The sequence below is a fragment of the Bradyrhizobium sp. Kon58 genome (assembly GCF_055807455.1).
Genome location: NZ_JBVVOT010000007.1, coordinates 162334 through 181722, shown reverse-complemented (window position 1 = coordinate 181722; position 19389 = coordinate 162334). Strand labels below are relative to the sequence as shown.

The following is a 19389-nucleotide window of genomic DNA, read 5'->3' as shown; positions in this document are numbered from 1 at the left end:
AGAACAATGCTGGGCCGGCTCAACCATGTCGCGATCGCGACCAAGGACGCCGTCAAGGCCGCCAAAATCTATGGCGCCGCGTTCGGGGCCCAGATCTCGGAGGCCGTCGCGCTGCCCGAGCATGGCGTCACCACCGTGTTCGCGACGCTGCCCAACACCAAGATCGAGTTCATCGAGCCGCTCGGCGAGGCCTCGCCGATCGCAAAGTTCCTCGATCGTAACGCCGACGGCGGCATCCACCACGTCTGCTACGAGGTAGTCGACATCATCGCCTCGCGCGACACGCTGGTGAAGGAGGGCGCGCGGGTGCTCGGCGACGGCGTGCCGAAGATCGGCGCCCACGGCAAGCCGGTGCTGTTCCTGCACCCGAAGGATTTTTCCGGTGCGCTGGTCGAAATCGAGCAGGCATAGGCCGAAGCCATGGCCATCCAGATCTCAACCGCAATCGCGATCTACTTCGTCATCTGGTGGGTCGCGCTGTTCCTGACGCTGCCGTTCGGCGTGCGCAGCCAGCATGAGGACGGCGTCGGAGTGCCGGGCAGCGACCCCGGCGCGCCGATCCTGACGCGAATGAGGAGCAAGCTGATCTGGACCACGATCATCTCGGCGATCATCTACGGGGTCGCCATGGTCGCCTATCACGCCGGCTATCTCTCGATCGAACGCCTGTCGAAATTGATGGGCATGCCGTTCTAAGAATTTTTGGTTGGCTTTGTTGGGGGACCAATGACTTTTCAGCGGATCGTCGTCGCGCTTCTGGTGCTGATCGTCGCCGGCCTCGGTGCCATCGGCTATTTCGAGTGGAAGATGGCCGTGCAGGTGCGCACCCTGAAGGCGTTCGTCGAGGGCTACGTCTTCAACGAGGCCGTGGTCGCCTGCGAGCAGGCCAAGAGCTCGACGCCGTTCAAGTGGAACGGCGGCAAGAGCACCGCGGTGATCGGCCTGAACTCGGTCAAAACAGACAAATACACCGTCAGCGCCAGCTACACGCTGGTGGCGGACAGCGTCTATTGTGATTACGATCCGATCAAAAGAAAGGCCGAGATCGGCTCGAGCTTCCTCGAGCGGGAGTAACGATCCGGCCCATATGGGAGCATGATCCGGAAAAGTGTGAAGCGGTTTTCCGGGAAGATCATGCTCAATAAAATGGGATGGGATCGTCATGACCGGAGACCGGGCAGGGGATTATCGGATTCTGCATGAGGCTGACTTGCGGGATTATCTCGCAGGCGTTGCGGATATCGCTGCGACCCTCGGCGGCGAGCCGGCCTCCTGGTCGATCACCGAAGTCGGCGACGGCAATCTCAATCTCGTTTTCATCGTGAAGGGCGGCCGTGGCGGCGTCGCCGTGAAGCAGGCGCTGCCCTATGTCCGCCTCGTCGGCGAGAGCTGGCCGCTGCCGCTGTCCCGGGCTCACTACGAATATCTCGCTTTGTCGCGGCAGGCCGAGCTCGCGCCCGGCCTCGTGCCGGCGCTGCTGCATCACAACGAGGCCCTGGCGCTGACGGTGATGGAGCTGCTCGAGCCCCACATCATCATGCGCAAGGGGATGGTTGCGGGGACGCAATATCCGCGCTTTGTCGATGACATCACCACCTTCATGGCGCGGACATTGTTCTTCACCTCCGACCTCGCGCTGTCGGCGGCCGAGAAGAAGCAGGGCATCGCAGCCTTCGCCGGCAACCATGCGCTGTGCAAGATCACCGAGGATCTGATCTTTACCGATCCCTACCGGATCGCCGAGCAGAACCGCTGGACTGCGCCCTATCTCGATGCGCTCGCCGCAGAGCTGCGCGAGGACATGGACCTGCATGTCGCGATCTCCCGGCTGAAGCTCAAGTTCATGGCAAGCCCCGAGGCGCTGCTCCACGGCGACCTGCACACCGGCTCGATCATGGTGACGGACGGCGAGACGCGGGTGATCGACCCCGAATTCGCATTCTACGGCCCGATGGGTTTCGATGTCGGCGCCGTGCTGGCCAACCTGCTGATGGCCTATTTTGCCTCCGCCGGCCACGAGCGCGTGGCGGGCGAACGGCGTGCGTTCGAAGCCTGGGTGCTGGAAACGGTCGAGCAGGTCTGGAACGCGTTCGCCCACAAATTCCTCGAGCTCTGGCGCGCTGGTGCCGCAGGCGATGCCTATCCCGCCTCACTGTTCGCCGGCGAGACAGGCGCGGCACGGCTGGAGGCCGAGCGGCAGGCCTACATGCAGCGGCTGTTCGCGGACACGGTCGGCTTTGCCGCGGCAAAAACCATCCGCCGCATCTTCGGCCTCGCCCACAACATCGATTTCGAGTTGATCGAGGATCCGCGCCGGCGCGCGATCAGCGAAGCACGCGCGGTGCGGCTGGCGCGCGCGATGATGCTGGAGACGGGGGCGTTTCCGACCATTGCGGACGTTACTTCTGCAGCGCGAAAATTACGCGACTGGCAGCCGGAGTTCTAGCGGGCGTCCTCGCAAATCGGCGGGACCCGCGCGCGACGCTCGCATACGTCAACCCCTTCAAGGCGCTTGCGCTCGACCCGCCGTGGATGGTCAACTCTCGGACCAGAGCACGGCTTGCGTTGTCGGAGGGACCATGATGTTCAGGATAGTGGCGATCGTCGCGGGTCTGGGGCTGGCACTGGCCGCCACGGCGGAGGCCCAGACACCGCGCAAGGGCGGAACCATCCGCATGACCGCGCCTTATGGCTCGAGTTTCACCAGCCTGGACATTCTTACCACGCAGCGCGCCCAGGACGAGATCTACGCCAAGGCCCTGCACCGGTCGCTCTACATCTGGAATTCCGCGGAAGGCAAACCGGTTCTGGAACTCGCCAAGGAAGATGTGATCTCGGGCGGCGGTCTCGTTCACACCTTCAAGCTGCGCGACGACGCTTATTTCCACAACGGCCGCAAGATGACGGCCGACGACATCATCTGGACCTACAACCGCATCATGGACGGCACCAAGGCATATCCCGGCGCGCGCTATGTCCGCGTGATCGAGGGCGCGGCGGCGGTCGAGAAGGGCCAGGCCAAGGAGATCTCCGGCCTGAAGAAAATCGACGACTTCACCATCGAGATGAAGCTGACCGAGAAAGTCGATCCTGGCTTCTACTTCTGGAACGCGATCACGTCGATCTATCCCGCCGACGAAGCCGCCAAGGACAGCTTTCTCCAGAAGCCGATCGGTCTTGGACCCTTTAAATTCGTCGAGCACGTGCCGGGATCGCGCATCGTTCTGGAGCGATGGGACCGGTTCTACAAGCCCGGCAAGCCCTACGCTGACAAGATCATCGTGTCGGTCATGGGCGAGGCCGCGGCCCGCGATGTCGCCTTCCGCAACAAGGAGATCGACACCTCGGTGCTGGGACCGGCGCAATATGTCGCCTATCAGAACGACGCCGACCTCAAGGGCACCGTGGTCGAAGTCGCCGAGGTCTTCACCCGCTACATGGGGATGAATCCCGCGTTCAAGCCGTTCGCCGACAAGCGGGTCCGGCAGGCGATCAACTACGCGATCGACACCGACCTGATCATCAACAAGCTGGTCAAGGGCAAGGCCTATCGCGCCACCGGCTGGCTGCCGCTGACCTCTCCCGCCTACGACAAGGCGATGAAGCCCTACGCCTTCGATCCCGCCAAGGCCAAGCAGCTGCTCGCCGACGCCGGCTATCCCTCAGGCTTCGAATTCGAATGGACCACCAGCCAGAACGAGAGCTGGGGCCTGCCGATCGTCTCGGCCGTGATCCCCATGCTGGACAGGGTGGGTATCAAGGCCAAGGTCAAGCAGGTCGAGACCGCGGTGCTGGCGGAGGTGGTTCGTAGCGGCGACTACCAGGCCTTCGTCTATTCGCAGGCGACTGGACCCGATCCCCAGGCCGCCCTCAAATGCTTCCACTCGGCGACGCCGCAATCGGCCTGCAACTACATGAACTTCAAGAATGCCGAATTCGACAAGCTGATCGACGAGGCCGGGCAGTCCGATGACGCTGCAAAGCGTACCCAGCTGCTGCAAAAGGCCAACGCGCTCCTTTACGAAGAGGCGCCGGTCTGGTTCTTCAACTACAACAAGGCGGTCATGGCGGTGCAGCCGTGGCTCAAGGGGGTTCAGCTGAACGCGACGGAACTCACCCATCAGAACGTCGAAGACCTCTGGGTCGACGAGACCTCGCCCGCGAAGTGACACGCGCTCTCGCGCTCCCTCCGTCGCCATGAACGACGGAGGGAGAGAGGAAAAGTGCCGATGCTCTCGTTCCTGTTCCGCCGCCTGCTGCAGACCATTCCGACCGTGCTCGCCGTGGTGGCTCTGGTGTTCGTGCTGTTCAGCGTCGTTCCCGGCAGCATCGTCTCGTCGATGAGCGACGATGCCGATCCGCAGGTCGAGTTGCGCATGAAGAAACAGCTCGGCCTCGACGATCCCGTCTACGTCCGCTTCGGCGTCTACATCGCCAAGCTTGCGACCGGTGATTTCGGAACCTCGTTCCGGACGCGCGAGCCGGTGACGTTCATGATCGCCAAACGGATATGGCCGACGCTCCAGCTCATCTTCACAGCCATGGTGTTTTCCGTCGTGATCGGCGTACCCCTGGGTTTCATCGCCGCGCTGAAGCCGGGGGGCATCGTCGACACGCTGGCCATGGTGGTGGCGGTGTCAGGTCTTTCGATCGCCAAATTCTGGCTCGGGCTGGTGCTGATGTATCTGTTTGCGTTGAAGCTCGGCTGGCTGCCGAGTTTCGGCTATGGCGATGGCGGACTGAAATATCTGATCCTGCCTGCCGTGACGCTCGGCGTCTCGCCGATGGCGCTGTTCGCCCGGACGACACGCGCCGCTGTCCTCGAGATCATGACCGCGGATTTCGTCCGCACTGCGCGCTCCAAAGGCATGAGCGAGACCCGGGTCGTGAAGTGGCATGTGATGCGCAACGTGCTTGTCATCATTCTCACCACCGTCGGCCTGCAGTTCGGCGCGCTGATGGGGCAGGCGGTCGTGGTCGAGAAGCTGTACTCCTGGCCGGGTATCGGCTCGCTGCTGGTCGACAGTGTCCTGCAGCGCGACATTCCGGCCGTCCAGGGCTCCATTCTTGTCGTGGTGCTATCCTTTCTCGCGATCAATCTGCTGATCGACGTGCTCTACGGCGTGATCGATCCCAGGATCAGATACGTATGAAGCTCCGCGCCAATCTCGTCATCGGTGGCGCGCTGTTCGCGCTTGCGATCCTGGTCGGCCTGCTCGCGCCCTGGCTGGCGCATACCGATCCTGTCCTGGACGCCAATCTGCTCAACGCGGAGGAGCCGCCGAGCTGGACCTGGTGGTTCGGCACCGACGACCAGGGCCGCGACATCTATTCCCGCGTCGTCTACGGCGCGCGCGTTTCGCTGACGGTCGGCATCGTCTCGCAGCTCATCAACAGCGTCATCGGCGTGGCGCTGGGCCTGAGCGCCGGCTATTGGGGCGGCTGGTGGGACGATGTCGTCAACGGCCTGACCAATCTCATGCTCGCGATTCCCTCGCTGATCTTCGCGCTGGCCATCATGGCGGTGCTTGGCCCCGGCCTGACCAGCCTTCTGATCGCACTCGGCTTGACCAACTGGTCCTTCACGTGCCGGATCGCGCGGGCCTCGGCGCTGTCGCTGAGGAGCCAGGGCTATGTGCAGGCCGCGACCGTGCTCGGCTACGGCGATCTGCGCATCATGATCACGCAGCTGCTGCCGAACATGCTGGGGCCGATCGTCGTCATCGGCACGCTCGGCATGGGCAGCGCGGTCTTGTCGGAAGCCGCATTGTCGTTCCTCGGCCTCGGCGTCCGCCCGCCGTTTCCGAGCTGGGGCAGCATGTTGTCGGATGCGCGCGATCAGATCACGACGGCGCCGTGGCTCTCGGTGTTTCCCGGCCTTGCGATCTTCCTGACGGTGCTCGGCCTCAATCTGCTCGGCGACGGACTGCGCGACATTCTCGATCCGCAATCGCGGAGCCGGCGGACATGACCGGCGAGCCGCTGATCGAAGTCGAGGATTTGCGCATCGATCTCGACGATGGATCGCGGCGCGTTGCGGCGGCCGAGGGCATTTCATTCCGCATCGATCGCGGCGAGACGTTCGGCCTGGTCGGCGAATCCGGTTGCGGCAAGAGCATCACGGCGCTCGCCTTGATCGGCCTGTTGCGGCAGCCTTTGTCGATCGGCGGCGGCACCATCCGGTTTGAGGGGCGGGAGATCCAGCACCTTTCAGCCGCCAGGCAACGGGAGCTGCGCGGCAATCGCATCGCCATGATCTTCCAGGAGCCGATGACGGCGCTGAACCCGGTCTCGCCGGTGGGCCGGCAGATCGCCGAGATGTTCGTGCTGCACAAGGGCAAGAGCTGGCGGGAAGCCGACAGACTGGCGGTCGAGGCGCTGGCGAGCGTCCGCGTTCCCGCGCCGGAGCGGCGCGTGAAGGACTACCCGCACCAGCTGTCCGGCGGCATGCGTCAGCGCGTGATGATCGCCATCGCATTGGCCTGCGGTCCGGATCTCCTGATCGCCGACGAGCCGACCACGGCACTCGACGTGACCGTGCAAGCCGAAATCATCGAGCTGATGCGGAATTTGTGCGCCGAGCGGGGAACTGCCATCCTGATGATCAGCCACGATCTGGGGCTGGTCGCCAATGTCTGTCGCCGCGTGGCCGTGATGTATGCCGGCCGCATCGTCGAGGAGCGCGGCTCAGCCGACATCTTCCGGGCACCTTCGCACCCCTATACGCGAGGCCTGGTCGCCTCGCTGCCGCGGCTCGGCAGTCGCGCAGCCCTTGGCCGCAGCCGGCTGACGGAGATCGCGGGTGTGGTCCCGGCCATCACGAATTTCCCCCACGGCTGCCGGTTCAATCCGCGTTGCGCGCAGGCGACCGATATTTGCCGGACCACCGCGCCGGGAGCGGATTTGCTGGAGGCCGGCGGTCTGGTCAGGTGTCATCACCATGCATGAGCCGCAAGAGAGGTTGGGTGAGACACGGCCAGACGACGATGTCATTCTCAGCGTCAGGGATCTCGCGGTCCATTTTCCGCTCGGAGGCGGCCTGCTGGGGCGCGGCCGTCGGCTGCTCCGTGCCGTCGACGGCGTCGATCTCACCCTGAAGCGCGGCGAATGCCTCGGCCTCGTCGGCGAGTCCGGCTCCGGCAAGTCCACGGTCGCATTGTCGATCCTTGGCCTCGTGACGCCGACGCGCGGCCGCATCGTGCTGGACGGACAGGACGTGACGAACAGGCCATCCGGCGATCGAAAGGCGCTGGCCCGCATCGTGCAGATCGTGTTTCAGGATCCCTACGCCTCGCTCAATCCACGCCAGACCGTTCGCCGCACGCTGGAAGATCCCCTGCGCGTGCATGGCGTCACGGCCAAGAGCGAGATCGAGGACCGCGTCGCGAAGATGCTGCGGCACGTGGGCTTGCGGCCGGAACAGGCCGACCGCTACCCGCATGAATTCTCCGGCGGCCAGCGCCAGCGCATCGGCATTGCGCGTGCGCTGATCCTCAACCCGAAGATCGTCATCTGCGACGAACCGGTCTCGGCGCTCGATGTCTCGATCCGCGCCCAGATCATCAATCTGCTGCTGGAATTGAAGGAGACGCTCGGTCTCTCCTACATCATGATCAGCCACGATCTCGGCGTGGTCGAGCACATGAGCGACAAGGTCGCCGTCATGTATCTCGGCCGCATCGTCGAGAACGGCCACTGGCGCGAGATTTTTGAACGGCCGGCGCACCCCTACACCCAAGCCCTGATCGCCGCCATCCCCGATCCGTTGCGTCATGCACCCCTGGCGACGACAGGGGGCGATCTTCCCAATCCGCTCAATCCACCGAACGGATGTGCGTTCAGTCCGCGGTGTCGTTATGCCGAGGCGGTGTGTCGCCGCGAGCCCGGGCCGGGGCTGGAGACGCGTGCTGACGGGCACGCGGTGCGATGCTGGCGAGCGGATGAGATTGCGGGGCAGGCGGCGTTGGTGTCGACCAATGGCGAACATTTTTAGCAAGGAGTGCGGCGACCGAAGCGGAAAAATTGGTGAGCCATCCGCTGCGTGGCCAGAAGCGGCAGTTGAGCTGCCCTCAAACACGAGCGACTGAACGCTATAGAAGGCATAGAAAGCGTCTCACGAATGTCAGCGCCGTCTGCGCCACCTCCCGCCAGCCGCTGTTTATGGGCAGCGAGCGGTCGCGTCGCGGAAGTTGGACGAACTCGGTAACAGGGTGCTTGTTGCGCTTCTGCCGTTCGTGGGCGGCGCAGGTGACCGATGGCGGCACGGTATGGTCGCGCTCGCCGGAGATCGTCAGCAGCGGTCCACGCCCGGCGGCCTCGACGTCGACGGGAGCCTCGGTCCAGACGGGCAGCTCCAGCACCCCGCGAAACGGAGCCGGTTCGATCGCCACCGTCGCAGCCGAAAGCCCGCGCCCGGCCAGGGTCTGCGCGATCAGCCCGCCAAACGAATGGCCGATCAGCGCCGGGCGGCGCTCCAGCGCCCCGGCGATGCGGGCGAAATGCGCCGCGACCTCGCCGATGGTTTCCGGTGCCGCGGCGCCGCCCAGCTCCGCCGGCCATCCGGGCGCCAACGGAGCATAGCCGGCGGCCTCGAACATTTCGGCCCATCGGTCCCACGAGCTGGGCTTCGACCACAGGCCATGGATGAAGATGACCGGCGGCTTCTGCGATGCGTTGGTCCGCTCGATCATCGCAGCGTCGACGGTCTCCATGATCATGATCAGTGGCCTTCGACCGCGAACAGGATCTCCGAAAAGCCGGTCACTGTTGCCGCGCGGTTCCAGTCCCGCTGCAGTTCGCAGATCAGCTGCACCCAGCTGGTGGGCTGGGCACCGGCTTGGACCAGGCGCAGCAGGCCGGCGTCGTGCGCCTCGCGGGAGGTGCCACCCACCGCGTCGACCACCGGATAGACTTCGAAACCCTCCTGTAGCGCGTCCAGCGCCGGGTCGATGATCACCAAAGCCGCATTATGCGGGGTCAACAGCTGGTCGGTCTTGGGATCGCGGATGGTGGGGAACGACGTCATCGGAATTTCCTTTGGATTTGAAGTGCTCTGGAGCAGGTCAGTGGGATGCGGGCGGGGCGACGAAAGCCGTGTCGCTGGGGCCGATCCCGGTCAGACGGACGACCGCACCCTCGGCTCGTGTGAAGGCGAAGTGCGCAACGCCGCCGGGCTCGGTGTAGAGGCCGCCTGCCGTCAATGGCTTGACCGGCGCGTCGGAAACCTTGCTGCCGTAACCGAAGTACCAGGTGCCGGAGATCACCGTGGCGAAGCGGTCGTCGCGGTGGGTGTGCGGTGCGATCGCGGTGTTCGGCGGCACATGAATTTCGAGCACATACGGGCCGGCCTTGGCGGGGTCGCCCGAGAGCAGCACGGTACGGATCGCAGCAACTCCGGAGGTGCCGGCGCCTGCGCCGGACTGCGGCATTGCCTGCGTCTGCTCCAGCGTCAGAGCGGTCTGACCCAGGTGCCCGTTCTCCGCGGCGACGGGCCGTTCGTTGAGGAAGGCCTCGATCGCGGCCGACGTAGCCGCGGGTTGCTCCTCCATCAGCCAGTGCCCGGAGCCTCCGATGACCCGCTCCTGCACGTCGACCGCGCCGGCCTGCATCACCGCCGCCATTGCCGGGCCGAAGGATGCACCGCCCCCGATCGCGAGAACCGGCATGAGCAGCTTGCCGTGCGCCGAGAGCCAGGCGCGGTTGTCGATCGCGTCCTGATCGAAGGCGGCGAACTGGCGGAAGCCGGCGTGCATGCGCCCCGGCGCGGCGTAAAGCTGCGCGTAGTGGGCTCGGGACGCCTCCGGGAAATTGGCCGGATTGGCCGAGAACTCGTTCCAGAACCGGTCGAGATAGATCCGCTCGCGGCCGGCCACCAGGCGCTCCATATCCGGCCCGCCGAACCGGAAGTGCCACAGCAACGGGTTCTTCAGGATTTCTTCCCACGGCCCGACGCCGGGCACCGGCGCATCCATCAGCACCAGTTTCGTCACCCGCCCGGCGTGCCGTGAGGCCAGAGCGAACGCGACCATGTTGCCGATGTCGTGCGCCACGATGTCAGCGCGCGGCGCTTGCAGCGTGTTCATCACGCCGACGATGTCTTCCGCCTGATTGACCTTCTCGAAACCGGCCTCGGCGCGGGCGGAAAGGCCCATGCCCCGCAGATCGGGTACGATCACCGTGTGATTGCGAGCAAGGTTCGTCGCGAGCGGCGCCCACATGTCTCCGGTCTCGCCATAGCCATGCAGCAGCACGACCGTCGGTCCAGACCCGCCGACCCGGACGTGGAGGGTCGTGCCATTGGTCGCGACCTCTTCGGTGTGGAAGGTATTCGGGAAATCCGTGGGCCCGTCGGCCGCCGACGCGGCGGCGGTGCCGGCCAGGATGGCGAGCGCGGCTCCGGTGAGGGCAAACCGGCGAAGCTGGTCGGGGACGTTCATGGGCGATCTCCTGTGTTGGCCTTTTTCGTAGACGCAAAGCTAGACGAGGAAGATCGTTGGGATTAGCTAGTACCCAGGCCAAGCATTTTTGACTGGAGCGCAAAGGTGGCAGCAGATACCGCGGACCGTGCCCGGGAACTGGAAGTGTTCTGCGCGGTCATCGACGGCGGCAGCTTCTCGGCTGCGGGCCGCGCGTTTGGACTGACGCCGTCGGCCGTGAGCCGCACTCTGGACCGGGTCGAGCAGCGGCTCGGCGTACGCTTGCTGTTGCGGACGACGCGCGCGTTGACGCCGACCGCGGAAGGCCGCGCCTATCTCAGCGCGGCCCGCCGCATTCTCGCCGATCTCGACGAAGCCGAGCAGGCGATCTCCGACCAGGGTTCTCCGCGCGGCCGCATCCGGGTCAGCGCTGCGGTCTCCCACGGGCGTCTTTGCATCGTGCCTCTGCTTGGCGAGTTCGTGCGCCGCTATCCGAACATCGTGGTCGACATCAATCTTGGCGACGGGATCGTTGACGTCGCTGCGGGGCAGGCGGATGTGGCGGTTCGCGGCGGTCCGCTGACTGACAGCGCGCTCACGGCGCGGCGCCTCAGCGAGAACGGCCGAACCATCGTCGCCTCGCCGGACTACCTGGGGCGCTGGGGCGTGCCCGAAACGCCGGAAGACCTCTACAACCACAATTGCCTGAATTTCAGTTTTCGCCGGGCCGAACCGGTTTGGCCGTTCCGCCGGGACGGAGTCGACTTCGCCCTGAAGGTGCGAGGCGCCATCGAGGCGAACAGTGGCGAGACACTGGGCCAGCTGGCGCTCGACGGCGTCGGCATCGCCCGTGTCGGCAATTTCAGTCTCGGGGACGCGATCGCGGAGGGGCGCCTGGTCCCGCTTCTCGAACCGTTCAATCCTGGTGACAAGGAGATCTTCCACGCCGTCTTCGTCGGCGGGCCGAACATGCCTGCTCGCGTCCGAGTATTCGTGGACTATCTTGTGGAGTGCATGGGCGGCAGTCGTGTTGAGGGAAAATCTGGTTGGCACGCGAGGCGTGGAACGGAATCGGTTTCGACCTGACGCGACGGAGGCGGTCGCCGGTTTCGGTGCCGTCGACGGCGTCGATCTCACCCTGAAGCGCGGCGAATGCCTCGGCCTCGGCGATCTTCCCAATCCGCTCAATCCACCGAACGGATGTGCCTTCAGCCCGCGGTGCCGGCATGCGGAAGCCGTGCGTCGGAGCGAGCCGGGGCCGGTGCTGGAGACGCGGCCCGATGGACATTCGGTAAGATGCTGGCGTGCCGACGAGATTGCTGCAACGAGTTCCGTTCTATCCCCGTCATCCTGAGGTGGCCGCTTCTTCAGCGGCCCTCGAAGGACGACGGCCCGGCTGCAGCATCCGTGCCGTCTTTCGAGGCTCCGCCTGCGATGCGTTCACGTCGCATGCCTCGCACCCTTCAGCGCCAACGGCTTCGCTATTGCGCGGAGATGACGGGCATTGTTGACACTCCTTGGAGGAGCGAACGGAAACACACTGCCGGCGGGCTCGTCTTGCTGACCTTTAAAAACAGCAGCGGCGTCTTTCCGACCCTGCCACTAGCCACTCTCGTCATTCTGTGACCGACGAAGCCGGCGTCGAGGGCGCCCTTATCATGGCAGCCCGAGGGCGCCATTCTCTCTGAAAAACCGGTAGGGGCGTTCGGTAGCCGCGATCTCGGGGGTCCGAAACCACTTCAGGGAAAAGACAAGAATGAAAGATGCTCCGGGATAAGGCTTCACGTTCAGATCAATGTTGGCTCTCCAGAGCAGTCTCGCTTTGCGGTGTGGATTGGGTCGGCGCTTGTCCGATTGGGTGGATGGATGATCGGCTGTCGAATTGAGTCGATGTCGATGCAGGGACGCTATCTCCGCTGACCTTCAACTCCCGTCAGGGGCTCTCGCCCTTCTTCAGGTTCTTGGCCGTGATCAGTTAAAAAAGCTCTGTTCGAAACGAGTGGCTGTACTGCGCGCGAGATCAAGAAATTGCTCGAGAACGGTAGCGACTCGTTGCCCTTCAACTGGCTCGACCTTGGTGAAACCAATATCGCAGCCGAACTTAGTTTGTCCGCCCATCACAGTTGCGTTGGCTGGAAGTCGCCAGAGTCGCGCCACCTTGAATTCGTCGTAGCGGGGGGAGTTTACAAGATCCAAATCACCGGGCTCTGGGATATGAAATTTCAGATTGAACTGGAAGCCTGGAATCGTCGAAGCGATCGGCACCACGGTTTCGTGTGTGTCCATGTTTCGCAGAGTATTGAGGGACCAAAGAAGATCGTTGCCACCCCGATATGGATTCAGCTCGCCGATCATTGCCCACGCCTCAGCTCCGAACTTCTGCTCCCCTTGGAGTTTCTTGCTTTCGAATTTCTCCTTGCTGCCAGCAATCGGGAAATTTGAGTGATTAGCAGGTTGGCCGTTCCTGACAGCCAAGGCGCCGGCTAGATGATCCAGAGACGATCTCGTATTGCTGAGTGCATCCCCTATCCGGGTGTAGATTGTCCCCGGCAGGTCCCGCAGGTGTTCAACCTTGAAGACTTGCTTGTCTCCCTCAATATCAACGTAAGACCGGACGGGCTTGGGGTCTGTCGTGTAAAAGGCGTTGATGAGGACGACCAAGTCTTTGATATGGCTGTCGGCAGCATCGAGCTTAAGTTTGGTGCTGGCAAGTTTGTCGGATTCCACGGGCGCCTCTTTGTATGCGTCGGAGGACCAGCAACATGTCAGTGCGGCTTACTGGCTTTCAGCCGCACGGTCCCCAGCTTGCGAATTGCCGAACGGACACTGCTTCATTCGATTGTCCGTCCATCCAGGACGGTAATAGAAGCAATAAGCCGAGCGATCAGCCAAGCAATCGTCGGTAGTTCTCTTTTGGCTAAGTACGGCAGCTTACGGCAACCATAGATGCACCTCCACTCCCTAAGGGACCTGCCACCGACGCGACAACCGCCATCCTGACATCGTGCTCCTGTTTTGCCCGACGTATCAAGCGCAGTCGTGGCGCGGCTATGGATTGCCCGTCAAGCCTATCGTCGGACACCGATCAGACGAGGGCGGCGGTTTGTGTTCTCGGCCTGCAGCGCACGCAGCCACGCGCGAAAACTGACGACCTCAGGGCAATCCGCGGTGCCTTCAGGCGCAACCAGCCAATCACCCAAACCCGATCCCTCGTCGATCCGGTCGCAGCGATAGCCGGGATGGTGGCCGAGGCCGCGGGCGATCAGCAGGTCGACCTTGCCTTCGACCAATTCGTGCAGGCCGGCCGGATGCAGCACCCGCAAGCCGATCTCCGCATGCGTGCTGCGAAACGCTGCCAGTTCGAGGCGCCGCAGATCAAAGCTGCCATGGACCCCCAATTGCAGCAGCACTGCACCTGCCGGTTTCAATTGCGAGGTCGCCTCCGCAATGTGGCGAAAGCCTTCGGAGACGCCGGGCAGATAGGCCTGACCGGCCGCGGTGAGGATGAGCTGCTTATGCAGCCGCTCGAACAGCTGCACGCCGAGGCGCGCCTCCAGCGCCTTCACCTGCTGCCCCACGGCGGCGGGCGTCACGTGCAGCTCGTGTGCGGCCAGCTTGAAGCTGAGATGCCGGGCGGCGGCCTCGAAGGCGCGGAGCGCGTTGAGTGGGGGGAGGGCGTAGGTCATTGGGCTTTCACTTTGACACTGATGGGCTGTGGCCTTGCAATAGATTTTCTTGCGCTGAGCCGCAGCAATGATGCTTTGCGAAGCGGTGACGGCGCCGGATACGGTCGACCTGCAATCCGGAGAAACCCTATGCCCCCAGCTCACATCGTCAGCCACAATCCCGCAACCGTCCACGCTCCCGCCGGCGGCTACTGCATGGGACTTGAACTGACGCAGCATCGGCGCCTGTTGTTCATCAGCGGCCAGGTGCCCCAGAGATCCGACGGCACCGTTCCCGACGGTTTCGAGGCGCAGTGCGAGCAGGCTTGGCGCAATTTGATCGAGGTGCTCGCTGCCGCCGGCCTTGGGATCGCGCATCTGGTCAAGGTCAACACGTTCCTGACCGACCGCAATCAACTCGAGGCCAACCGCTCCATTCGTCGCGCAGTGCTGGGCGACCACCAGCCCGCGCTGACGGTCGTGATCGTCGAGACCGTCGACAGCAAATGGCTGCTGGAGATCGAGGCGATCGCCGCGGCGTGAAACCAGCCGAGTTTGCAATGAGCCAATCATATCAGGTGTCCCATGGCTGAAATCATCCATCCGTTCTACGAAGCGCATCGCGGTGCCATGGAGGCCGCCATGCGCGAGCGGCTCGATTTGGCCGAAGCGATGCTGCGTGAGCGCGCGCAGCTTGCCGAGATCGACGGCATCAGGCGGGAGGTGATGGACGAATTCGAGATCGTGCTGACCCAAATGCCCTATGTCGGCGGCGCGGCAAGCCGCATGAGCGATTTCTTCATGCGTCTGATGGGTTTCACGGCCATCAGTCGGGTGCTGCGACGCCACGGTGTGCCGGTGCCTGTGATCGGCGAGATCGAGCGGGAAACCTACAACGCGCAATTGCTCACCGTATCGGAAGCGGAACGTCTCGCCTCGGGTCGTCAATTCATGTCGCCGGAGAACCAGGCCCTGCTACGCGAGCAGGCGGCGAGAAGCACGACCGAAAGCCATCAGACCGAGTTTCCGGAAGATTTCGTCTACGATTTCGTCGAGCCGGATACGGGTGACAGTTTTGAATTCGGCATCAACTACAAGGCTTGCGGCTTCTGCAAGCTCGCGGCGCGCCACGGCGACAAGGACATCCTGCCGAATATTTGCGGGCTCGATTTCGTCGCCTACGCAGCGCGAGGCATCCGCCTGGAGAGGACGCAGACGCTCGCGGGCGGTGCGAGCCACTGCAATTTCCGGTTCTCGCGGCTTGGGTCGGATGAGAAGGCGGAGAGTTAGGCCGCGGTCCTCATGCTCTGCGATGAAGGTGAGGCTCGATTGCCCCTGCTGTCACCTCGTCATTGCGAGCGCAGCGAAGCAATCCAGAATCGTTCCGCGGCGGCAGTCTGGATTGCTTCGCTGCGCTCGCAATGACGGAGGTTGGGGCGCTGTCCGGAGCCGACCCGCGCACATCGCCATGATGACATCCTGCTCCTGTTTTGCCCGACGAGTCAAACGCCGCCACGGACGCAGCTACACAATTTCGGGTTTTTGTAACTCGTTGAATTCCCTCACAGTCTCTACTGTGCATGGGGTTGTTTTCGCGCTTTTTGTTTTGACGGGCGGCTACTCCACCGCCTTTTCCCTCAACCGCTGTGCATAGACGTTGATCACCAGCGCTGCCAGCAGGATCAGGCCGCGGATCAGGATCTTCAGGAAGCTGTCGATGTTGACGTGGTCGAGACCGTTGTTGAGAACGCCGAGAACGAACAGCCCGACGATGGTGTTGCCGATGCCGCCGCGGCCGCCGAACAGGCTGGTGCCGCCGACCACGACGGCGGCGATGGAGTCGAGCAGATAGGTATCGAACTCGTTCTGCTGCGCGCTGCCGAAATGCGCGACACCGAGCATGCCGCCGATACCGGAGCACACCGCCGAGATCACCATGACCGCGCCGAGGATGAGCTTGACGTTGAGGCCGGAATATTCGGCCGCCTCGCGGTTGCCGCCGACCATGTAGACGTAGCGGCCGAAGCGCGTGTAGGTCAGCACCAGATGTCCGCCGAGGAGCATGATCGCTGCGACGATGACGATCCATGGGATGCCGCCGATCGATCCGGAGCCGAGCGTGGTGATCACGCCGGGCACCTTGTAGGCGATCTGGCCGCGCACCAGCAGCGCCGAGATGCCCGCCGCGATCTGCATCATAGCCAAGGTCATGATGAAGGAAGGGATGCCGATCACGGTCAGCCCCAGCGCATTGACGAGGCCGAGCAAAGCGCAGAGCAAAATCGCCAGCAGGATCGCCGCGGCGCCGGGCAGGGGAATGTTGGGAATGTTGACGTAGGATTCCTGGAGCGTGAAGTAGGCGACCGCGATGCCGGTGACGTTGGCGATGCTGGCGATCGAGAGGTCGATCTCCGCGCAAAGGATCACGAAGGTGAGGCCGACGGCGATGATGCCTGTGACGGAGACCTGCGTCAGGATGTTGCCGAGATTGTCCAGCGTCGCGAAGGAGGGACTGGCCAGCGCAAAGAAGCCGGACAGGAAGATCAGCGTCAGGAACGGGGCGATGTTGCGCATCTGCGAGCGCAGGAATGGTGCAAGGCCCCGCGCCCGCGCACTCGCCGCTGGAACTGTCTCACTGCTCGCCATGGTGCTTCTCCGTCACGCCGCTTCCAGCAGGCGGTCCTTGCTGACCAGCTCGTTCGTGAATTCGCGCACCAATGCGCCGCGCTTGAGCACAAGGATGCGGTCGGCCAGCGACAGCACCGTTTCCGGCTCGGTCGACAGCACGATGATCGCGAGCCCCTTGGCGCGGAGATCGCGGACGATGTTGATGACGTCGTTCTTGGCACCGACATCCATGCCGCGGGTGGGCTCGCACAGCACGAGGAGCTTGGGCGGGTAGGTCAGCCATTTCGCCAGCGCGACTTTCTGCTGATTGCCGCCGGAGAGCATGCCGAGATCGAGCCCGACCACCGGCGGCCTGATCTGGAGCTGCTCGACCTGGCGCTGGGCAATGTCGCGCTCCTGCGCCGGCTTGAGCAGCAGCGCCGAGATGCGATCGAGAATACTGATCGAGATGTTCTTGTAGACCGGCTCCTGGTGAAACAGCATCGCGCGCCGGCTCTCGGGCACCAGCGCCACGCCGGCGCGCCGCGCCGCAGCCGTGCTCGCGAAGGTCTTGGGCTTGCCCTCGACCGCGAGCGTGCCGCCGTCCGGCTTTAGCTTGCCGAACAGGATGCGGGACAGCTCCTGCTGGCCGCAGCCCATGAAGCCGTAGATGCCGAGCACTTCGCCGGCGCGCGCCTCGAAGGAGATGTCCTTCAGGCTGCGGGCCAGCGACAGCTGGTCGACCTTCAGAACCACCGAGCTGTCGCTCGGCCGCGGCAGCATCAGATCGTCGCTATAGCTGTGCTCGAGCGCTTCGCCACCGCGACCGATCATGGCCTCGATCAGCGCGCCCTTGCTGGTCGCAGCACTTGCCGTCTCCGCGACCTTCCGTCCGTTGCGGAACACGGTCACCGTGTCGGACACCCGAAGAATGTCTTCGATGAAATGCGAGATGAAGACGATCGCCGTGCCTTCCTCGCGCAGCCGCCGCAGCGTTGCGAACAGTCGCTCGACCTCGGGCGGGGAGAGGGCGGAGGTCGGCTCGTCCAGGATGACGATGCGCGCGCCGGAGAACAGCACGCGCGCGATCTCGATCAGCTGCTGGAGCCCGATGGGTAAGTCGCCCAGCCTGCTCATCGGATCGACGTCGATGCCGAAGCGGGCGAGCTGCTCGCCGGCCTCGCGCGCCATCCGCCGCCATTGCACCAGGCCGAGGGCGTTGGTCGGCTGGTTGCCCAGAAACACGTTCTCCGCGACCGTGAGGTCGGGCGCGACCGAGAGCTCCTGGTGCACCATGGCGATGCCGGCGCTGTGGGCATCGCGGGCCGAGCGGAAATGCGTCTGCTGTCCGTCGATCAGGAAGCGGCCGGAGAATTCGGTGTGCACGCCGGCGATGATCTTCATCAGCGTGCTTTTTCCCGCGCCGTTCTCGCCGACGAGACCATGGATCTCGCCGGGTGAAAGCGCGAAGTCGACACCACGAAGCGCTTCGACGCCGCCGAAGCTCTTCGTGATGCCCTGCAGTTCCAGGATGGGCGAACGATCCTCTCGCATGGAGACTCAGATCAGGAAATGATCCTGCATCCACTGCATGCCGGCGGCGTTGGCCTTGGTGACGACCGGTCCGTCGGTGACGACGTTCTTGGGGATGCCCTGTCCGCTCTTTTCGCCGCCGACCACGGCGGAAACGCCCGCGATGACGGCGCCGCCATGAATCCGGCAGGACGGATTGCGAACGGTGGCGAACATGCGGCCTTCGCTGACGGCCTGGATCGCCGGCGGCATCGCGTCGACACCGCCGATCAGGATGTTGGTGCGGCCCCGCGCCTTCATGATGTTGGCAGCGGCGAGCGCCATGTCGTCATTGTGGAAGAACGCCGCGTCGATCTGCGGATACTTCGTCAGGTAGGTTTCCCAGAGACGTGCAGTCTTCGACACATCCCAGTCGGCCGGCTGGGTGTCGAGGACCTCGATCCCGGGGAATTGCTTCACGACATTGTTGAAGCCCTTCGCGCGTCCTTGCGCGCCGGTATGTCCGAGGGCTCCTTGCGTCATGATGATCTTTCCCTTGCCGCCCATGGCGTTGCACAGCGCCTGCGTCACGGAGGCGCCCATGAACTCGTTGTCGGGGGCGAGGAAGGAGTGGACGTTGATCTGGTCCAGCGGCGCGATCAGCGTGTCCATGTCGATCACCGGCGTGCCGGCGTCGATCATCTTCTGCACCGGCTGGGTGAGGGTGCCGATGCCGAAAGCCTGGATCGCGACGAAGTCCCATTTCTGCGAGGCCATGTTGTCAATAGCCGCGCGCTGCTTGACGGCATCGAGCTGGCCGTCGAACCAGGTGACCTCGACATTGAACAGCTTGCCCCAGAATTCCGCGGCCTGCTTGCCCTGCGCGCACCAGGTCGCCTGGAGTCCTGCGTTGGAGAACGCCGCCTTCAGCGGCTTCTCGCTGCGTCCGACTTCGGCTGCAAGGGCGGGGTTAATGCCCATGCTGCCGAGGATGGCAGTCGCGGCGCCGGCGGTTGCTGCCGCCTGAAGAAGATCGCGCCTCGTCGTCGAGAAATCTTTCGTCCCGGACATCGCTCGCTCCCATACAGTTTTATCTTCGGCGCGTCATTGATTGCGCGACCGATGACCGAAAGTGTCTCACAAGAGTTGGTGCCACTCAATCCGCAATCAACGGCGGGATTGCCGCGAGC

At 63.9% G+C, this 19389-nt stretch carries 19 protein-coding genes and 2 pseudogenes; 13 read left to right on the top strand and 8 right to left on the bottom strand.

Annotated features, from left to right (window positions below; genetic code table 11):
* The first annotated feature begins 6 nt into the window (after positions 1-6).
* From mce to AC0L20_RS15235, 9 genes are all read left to right on the top strand, one after another.
* Positions 7-411, top strand: coding sequence for a methylmalonyl-CoA epimerase (mce, locus tag AC0L20_RS15275; protein WP_007603572.1), 405 nt, complete (start codon positions 7-9; stop codon positions 409-411).
* Between the two features lie 9 nt (positions 412-420).
* The gene (locus AC0L20_RS15270; RefSeq protein WP_473289330.1) at positions 421-696 is read left to right on the top strand and encodes a DUF1467 family protein; all 276 of its coding nucleotides are present in this window, start codon (positions 421-423) and stop codon (positions 694-696) included.
* Positions 697-726: 30 nt separating this feature from the next.
* A complete protein-coding gene (locus AC0L20_RS15265) occupies positions 727-1074 on the top strand; it encodes a hypothetical protein (protein WP_027518238.1) in 348 nt (115 codons plus the stop codon).
* A gap of 88 nt (positions 1075-1162) precedes the next feature.
* A complete protein-coding gene (gene mtnK / locus AC0L20_RS15260) occupies positions 1163-2446 on the top strand; it encodes an S-methyl-5-thioribose kinase (protein ID WP_473289327.1) in 1284 nt (427 codons plus the stop codon).
* 133 nt (positions 2447-2579) lie between these two features.
* Positions 2580-4169 (top strand): ABC transporter substrate-binding protein, encoded by a 1590-nt coding sequence (locus AC0L20_RS15255; protein ID WP_473289325.1) that lies wholly within the window; start codon positions 2580-2582, stop codon positions 4167-4169.
* 60 nt (positions 4170-4229) lie between these two features.
* The gene (locus AC0L20_RS15250; protein WP_473289542.1) at positions 4230-5153 is read left to right on the top strand and encodes an ABC transporter permease; all 924 of its coding nucleotides are present in this window, start codon (positions 4230-4232) and stop codon (positions 5151-5153) included.
* Positions 5150-5971, top strand: coding sequence for an ABC transporter permease (locus tag AC0L20_RS15245; protein ID WP_027518234.1), 822 nt, complete (start codon positions 5150-5152; stop codon positions 5969-5971). The genes AC0L20_RS15250 and AC0L20_RS15245 overlap by 4 nt, the downstream gene beginning before the upstream one ends.
* A complete protein-coding gene (locus AC0L20_RS15240) occupies positions 5968-6948 on the top strand; it encodes an ABC transporter ATP-binding protein (RefSeq protein WP_473289323.1) in 981 nt (326 codons plus the stop codon). The genes AC0L20_RS15245 and AC0L20_RS15240 overlap by 4 nt, the downstream gene beginning before the upstream one ends.
* Complete coding sequence (locus tag AC0L20_RS15235; RefSeq protein WP_473289320.1) at positions 6941-7993, top strand: ABC transporter ATP-binding protein; 1053 nt, start codon at positions 6941-6943, stop codon at positions 7991-7993. The genes AC0L20_RS15240 and AC0L20_RS15235 overlap by 8 nt, the downstream gene beginning before the upstream one ends.
* 97 nt (positions 7994-8090) lie before the next feature.
* Here AC0L20_RS15235 and AC0L20_RS15230 read toward each other — a convergent pair whose 3' ends face one another.
* From AC0L20_RS15230 to AC0L20_RS15220, 3 genes and pseudogenes are all read right to left on the bottom strand, one after another.
* Complete coding sequence (locus AC0L20_RS15230) at positions 8091-8717, bottom strand: alpha/beta hydrolase (protein WP_473289318.1); 627 nt, start codon at positions 8715-8717, stop codon at positions 8091-8093.
* A gap of 2 nt (positions 8718-8719) precedes the next feature.
* Entirely contained in the window at positions 8720-9025 is a 306-nt protein-coding gene (locus AC0L20_RS15225; RefSeq protein ID WP_473289316.1) for an isochorismatase family protein, read from the bottom strand.
* 472 nt (positions 9026-9497) lie between these two features.
* Positions 9498-10436, bottom strand: a pseudogene (locus AC0L20_RS15220) (alpha/beta fold hydrolase); the annotation flags it as partial.
* Between the two features lie 105 nt (positions 10437-10541).
* Between AC0L20_RS15220 and AC0L20_RS15215 the strand changes: the two are divergent.
* Together AC0L20_RS15215 and AC0L20_RS15210 are read left to right on the top strand one after the other, a co-directional pair.
* Complete coding sequence (locus tag AC0L20_RS15215; RefSeq protein ID WP_473289313.1) at positions 10542-11501, top strand: LysR family transcriptional regulator; 960 nt, start codon at positions 10542-10544, stop codon at positions 11499-11501.
* Between the two features lie 79 nt (positions 11502-11580).
* A pseudogene (locus tag AC0L20_RS15210) lies at positions 11581-11769 on the top strand (ABC transporter ATP-binding protein); the annotation flags it as partial.
* Between the two features lie 617 nt (positions 11770-12386).
* Here AC0L20_RS15210 and AC0L20_RS15205 read toward each other — a convergent pair.
* Both AC0L20_RS15205 and AC0L20_RS15200 read right to left on the bottom strand, forming a co-directional pair.
* A complete protein-coding gene (locus tag AC0L20_RS15205) occupies positions 12387-13142 on the bottom strand; it encodes a hypothetical protein (RefSeq protein WP_473289311.1) in 756 nt (251 codons plus the stop codon).
* 341 nt (positions 13143-13483) lie between these two features.
* On the bottom strand, positions 13484-14101 hold the full coding sequence (locus AC0L20_RS15200; RefSeq protein ID WP_473289308.1) for a LysR family transcriptional regulator: 618 nt from the start codon (positions 14099-14101) through the stop codon (positions 13484-13486).
* Positions 14102-14230: 129 nt separating this feature from the next.
* Between AC0L20_RS15200 and AC0L20_RS15195 the strand changes: the two genes are divergently transcribed.
* Positions 14231-14623, top strand: a complete 393-nt coding sequence (locus tag AC0L20_RS15195) for a RidA family protein (RefSeq protein ID WP_473289305.1) — start codon at positions 14231-14233, stop codon at positions 14621-14623.
* A gap of 42 nt (positions 14624-14665) precedes the next feature.
* Positions 14666-15370: an L-2-amino-thiazoline-4-carboxylic acid hydrolase gene (locus AC0L20_RS15190; RefSeq protein ID WP_473289302.1), complete on the top strand. Its 705-nt coding sequence runs from the start codon at positions 14666-14668 to the stop codon at positions 15368-15370.
* 327 nt (positions 15371-15697) lie between these two features.
* On the opposite strand, the gene AC0L20_RS15185 is transcribed toward AC0L20_RS15190, so the two are convergent.
* From AC0L20_RS15185 to AC0L20_RS15175, 3 genes are read right to left on the bottom strand one after another with little or no spacing between them, the layout of a single operon-like run.
* Entirely contained in the window at positions 15698-16726 is a 1029-nt protein-coding gene (locus AC0L20_RS15185) for an ABC transporter permease (protein ID WP_473289298.1), read from the bottom strand.
* Positions 16727-16738: 12 nt separating this feature from the next.
* Positions 16739-18241, bottom strand: coding sequence for a sugar ABC transporter ATP-binding protein (locus AC0L20_RS15180; RefSeq protein ID WP_473289295.1), 1503 nt, complete (start codon positions 18239-18241; stop codon positions 16739-16741).
* Between the two features lie 6 nt (positions 18242-18247).
* On the bottom strand, positions 18248-19270 hold the full coding sequence (locus AC0L20_RS15175) for a sugar ABC transporter substrate-binding protein (protein ID WP_199198585.1): 1023 nt from the start codon (positions 19268-19270) through the stop codon (positions 18248-18250).
* Positions 19271-19389 lie beyond the last annotated feature (119 nt).

What these genes read in the sequence shown, in the direction of transcription:
- mce (WP_007603572.1), top strand. Translation starts at nt 7, where the DNA reads ATGCTGGGCCGGCTCAACCATGTCGCGATCGCGACCAAGGACGCCGTC.
- AC0L20_RS15270 (WP_473289330.1), top strand. Translation starts at nt 421, where the DNA reads ATGGCCATCCAGATCTCAACCGCAATCGCGATCTACTTCGTCATCTGG.
- AC0L20_RS15265 (WP_027518238.1), top strand. Translation starts at nt 727, where the DNA reads ATGACTTTTCAGCGGATCGTCGTCGCGCTTCTGGTGCTGATCGTCGCC.
- mtnK (WP_473289327.1), top strand. Translation starts at nt 1,163, where the DNA reads ATGACCGGAGACCGGGCAGGGGATTATCGGATTCTGCATGAGGCTGAC.
- AC0L20_RS15255 (WP_473289325.1), top strand. Translation starts at nt 2,580, where the DNA reads ATGATGTTCAGGATAGTGGCGATCGTCGCGGGTCTGGGGCTGGCACTG.
- AC0L20_RS15250 (WP_473289542.1), top strand. Translation starts at nt 4,230, where the DNA reads ATGCTCTCGTTCCTGTTCCGCCGCCTGCTGCAGACCATTCCGACCGTG.
- AC0L20_RS15245 (WP_027518234.1), top strand. Translation starts at nt 5,150, where the DNA reads ATGAAGCTCCGCGCCAATCTCGTCATCGGTGGCGCGCTGTTCGCGCTT.
- AC0L20_RS15240 (WP_473289323.1), top strand. Translation starts at nt 5,968, where the DNA reads ATGACCGGCGAGCCGCTGATCGAAGTCGAGGATTTGCGCATCGATCTC.
- AC0L20_RS15235 (WP_473289320.1), top strand. Translation starts at nt 6,941, where the DNA reads ATGCATGAGCCGCAAGAGAGGTTGGGTGAGACACGGCCAGACGACGAT.
- AC0L20_RS15230 (WP_473289318.1), bottom strand. Translation starts at nt 8,717, where the DNA reads ATGATCATGGAGACCGTCGACGCTGCGATGATCGAGCGGACCAACGCA.
- AC0L20_RS15225 (WP_473289316.1), bottom strand. Translation starts at nt 9,025, where the DNA reads ATGACGTCGTTCCCCACCATCCGCGATCCCAAGACCGACCAGCTGTTG.
- AC0L20_RS15200 (WP_473289308.1), bottom strand. Translation starts at nt 14,101, where the DNA reads ATGACCTACGCCCTCCCCCCACTCAACGCGCTCCGCGCCTTCGAGGCC.
- AC0L20_RS15195 (WP_473289305.1), top strand. Translation starts at nt 14,231, where the DNA reads ATGCCCCCAGCTCACATCGTCAGCCACAATCCCGCAACCGTCCACGCT.
- AC0L20_RS15190 (WP_473289302.1), top strand. Translation starts at nt 14,666, where the DNA reads ATGGCTGAAATCATCCATCCGTTCTACGAAGCGCATCGCGGTGCCATG.
- AC0L20_RS15185 (WP_473289298.1), bottom strand. Translation starts at nt 16,726, where the DNA reads ATGGCGAGCAGTGAGACAGTTCCAGCGGCGAGTGCGCGGGCGCGGGGC.
- AC0L20_RS15180 (WP_473289295.1), bottom strand. Translation starts at nt 18,241, where the DNA reads ATGCGAGAGGATCGTTCGCCCATCCTGGAACTGCAGGGCATCACGAAG.
- AC0L20_RS15175 (WP_199198585.1), bottom strand. Translation starts at nt 19,270, where the DNA reads ATGTCCGGGACGAAAGATTTCTCGACGACGAGGCGCGATCTTCTTCAG.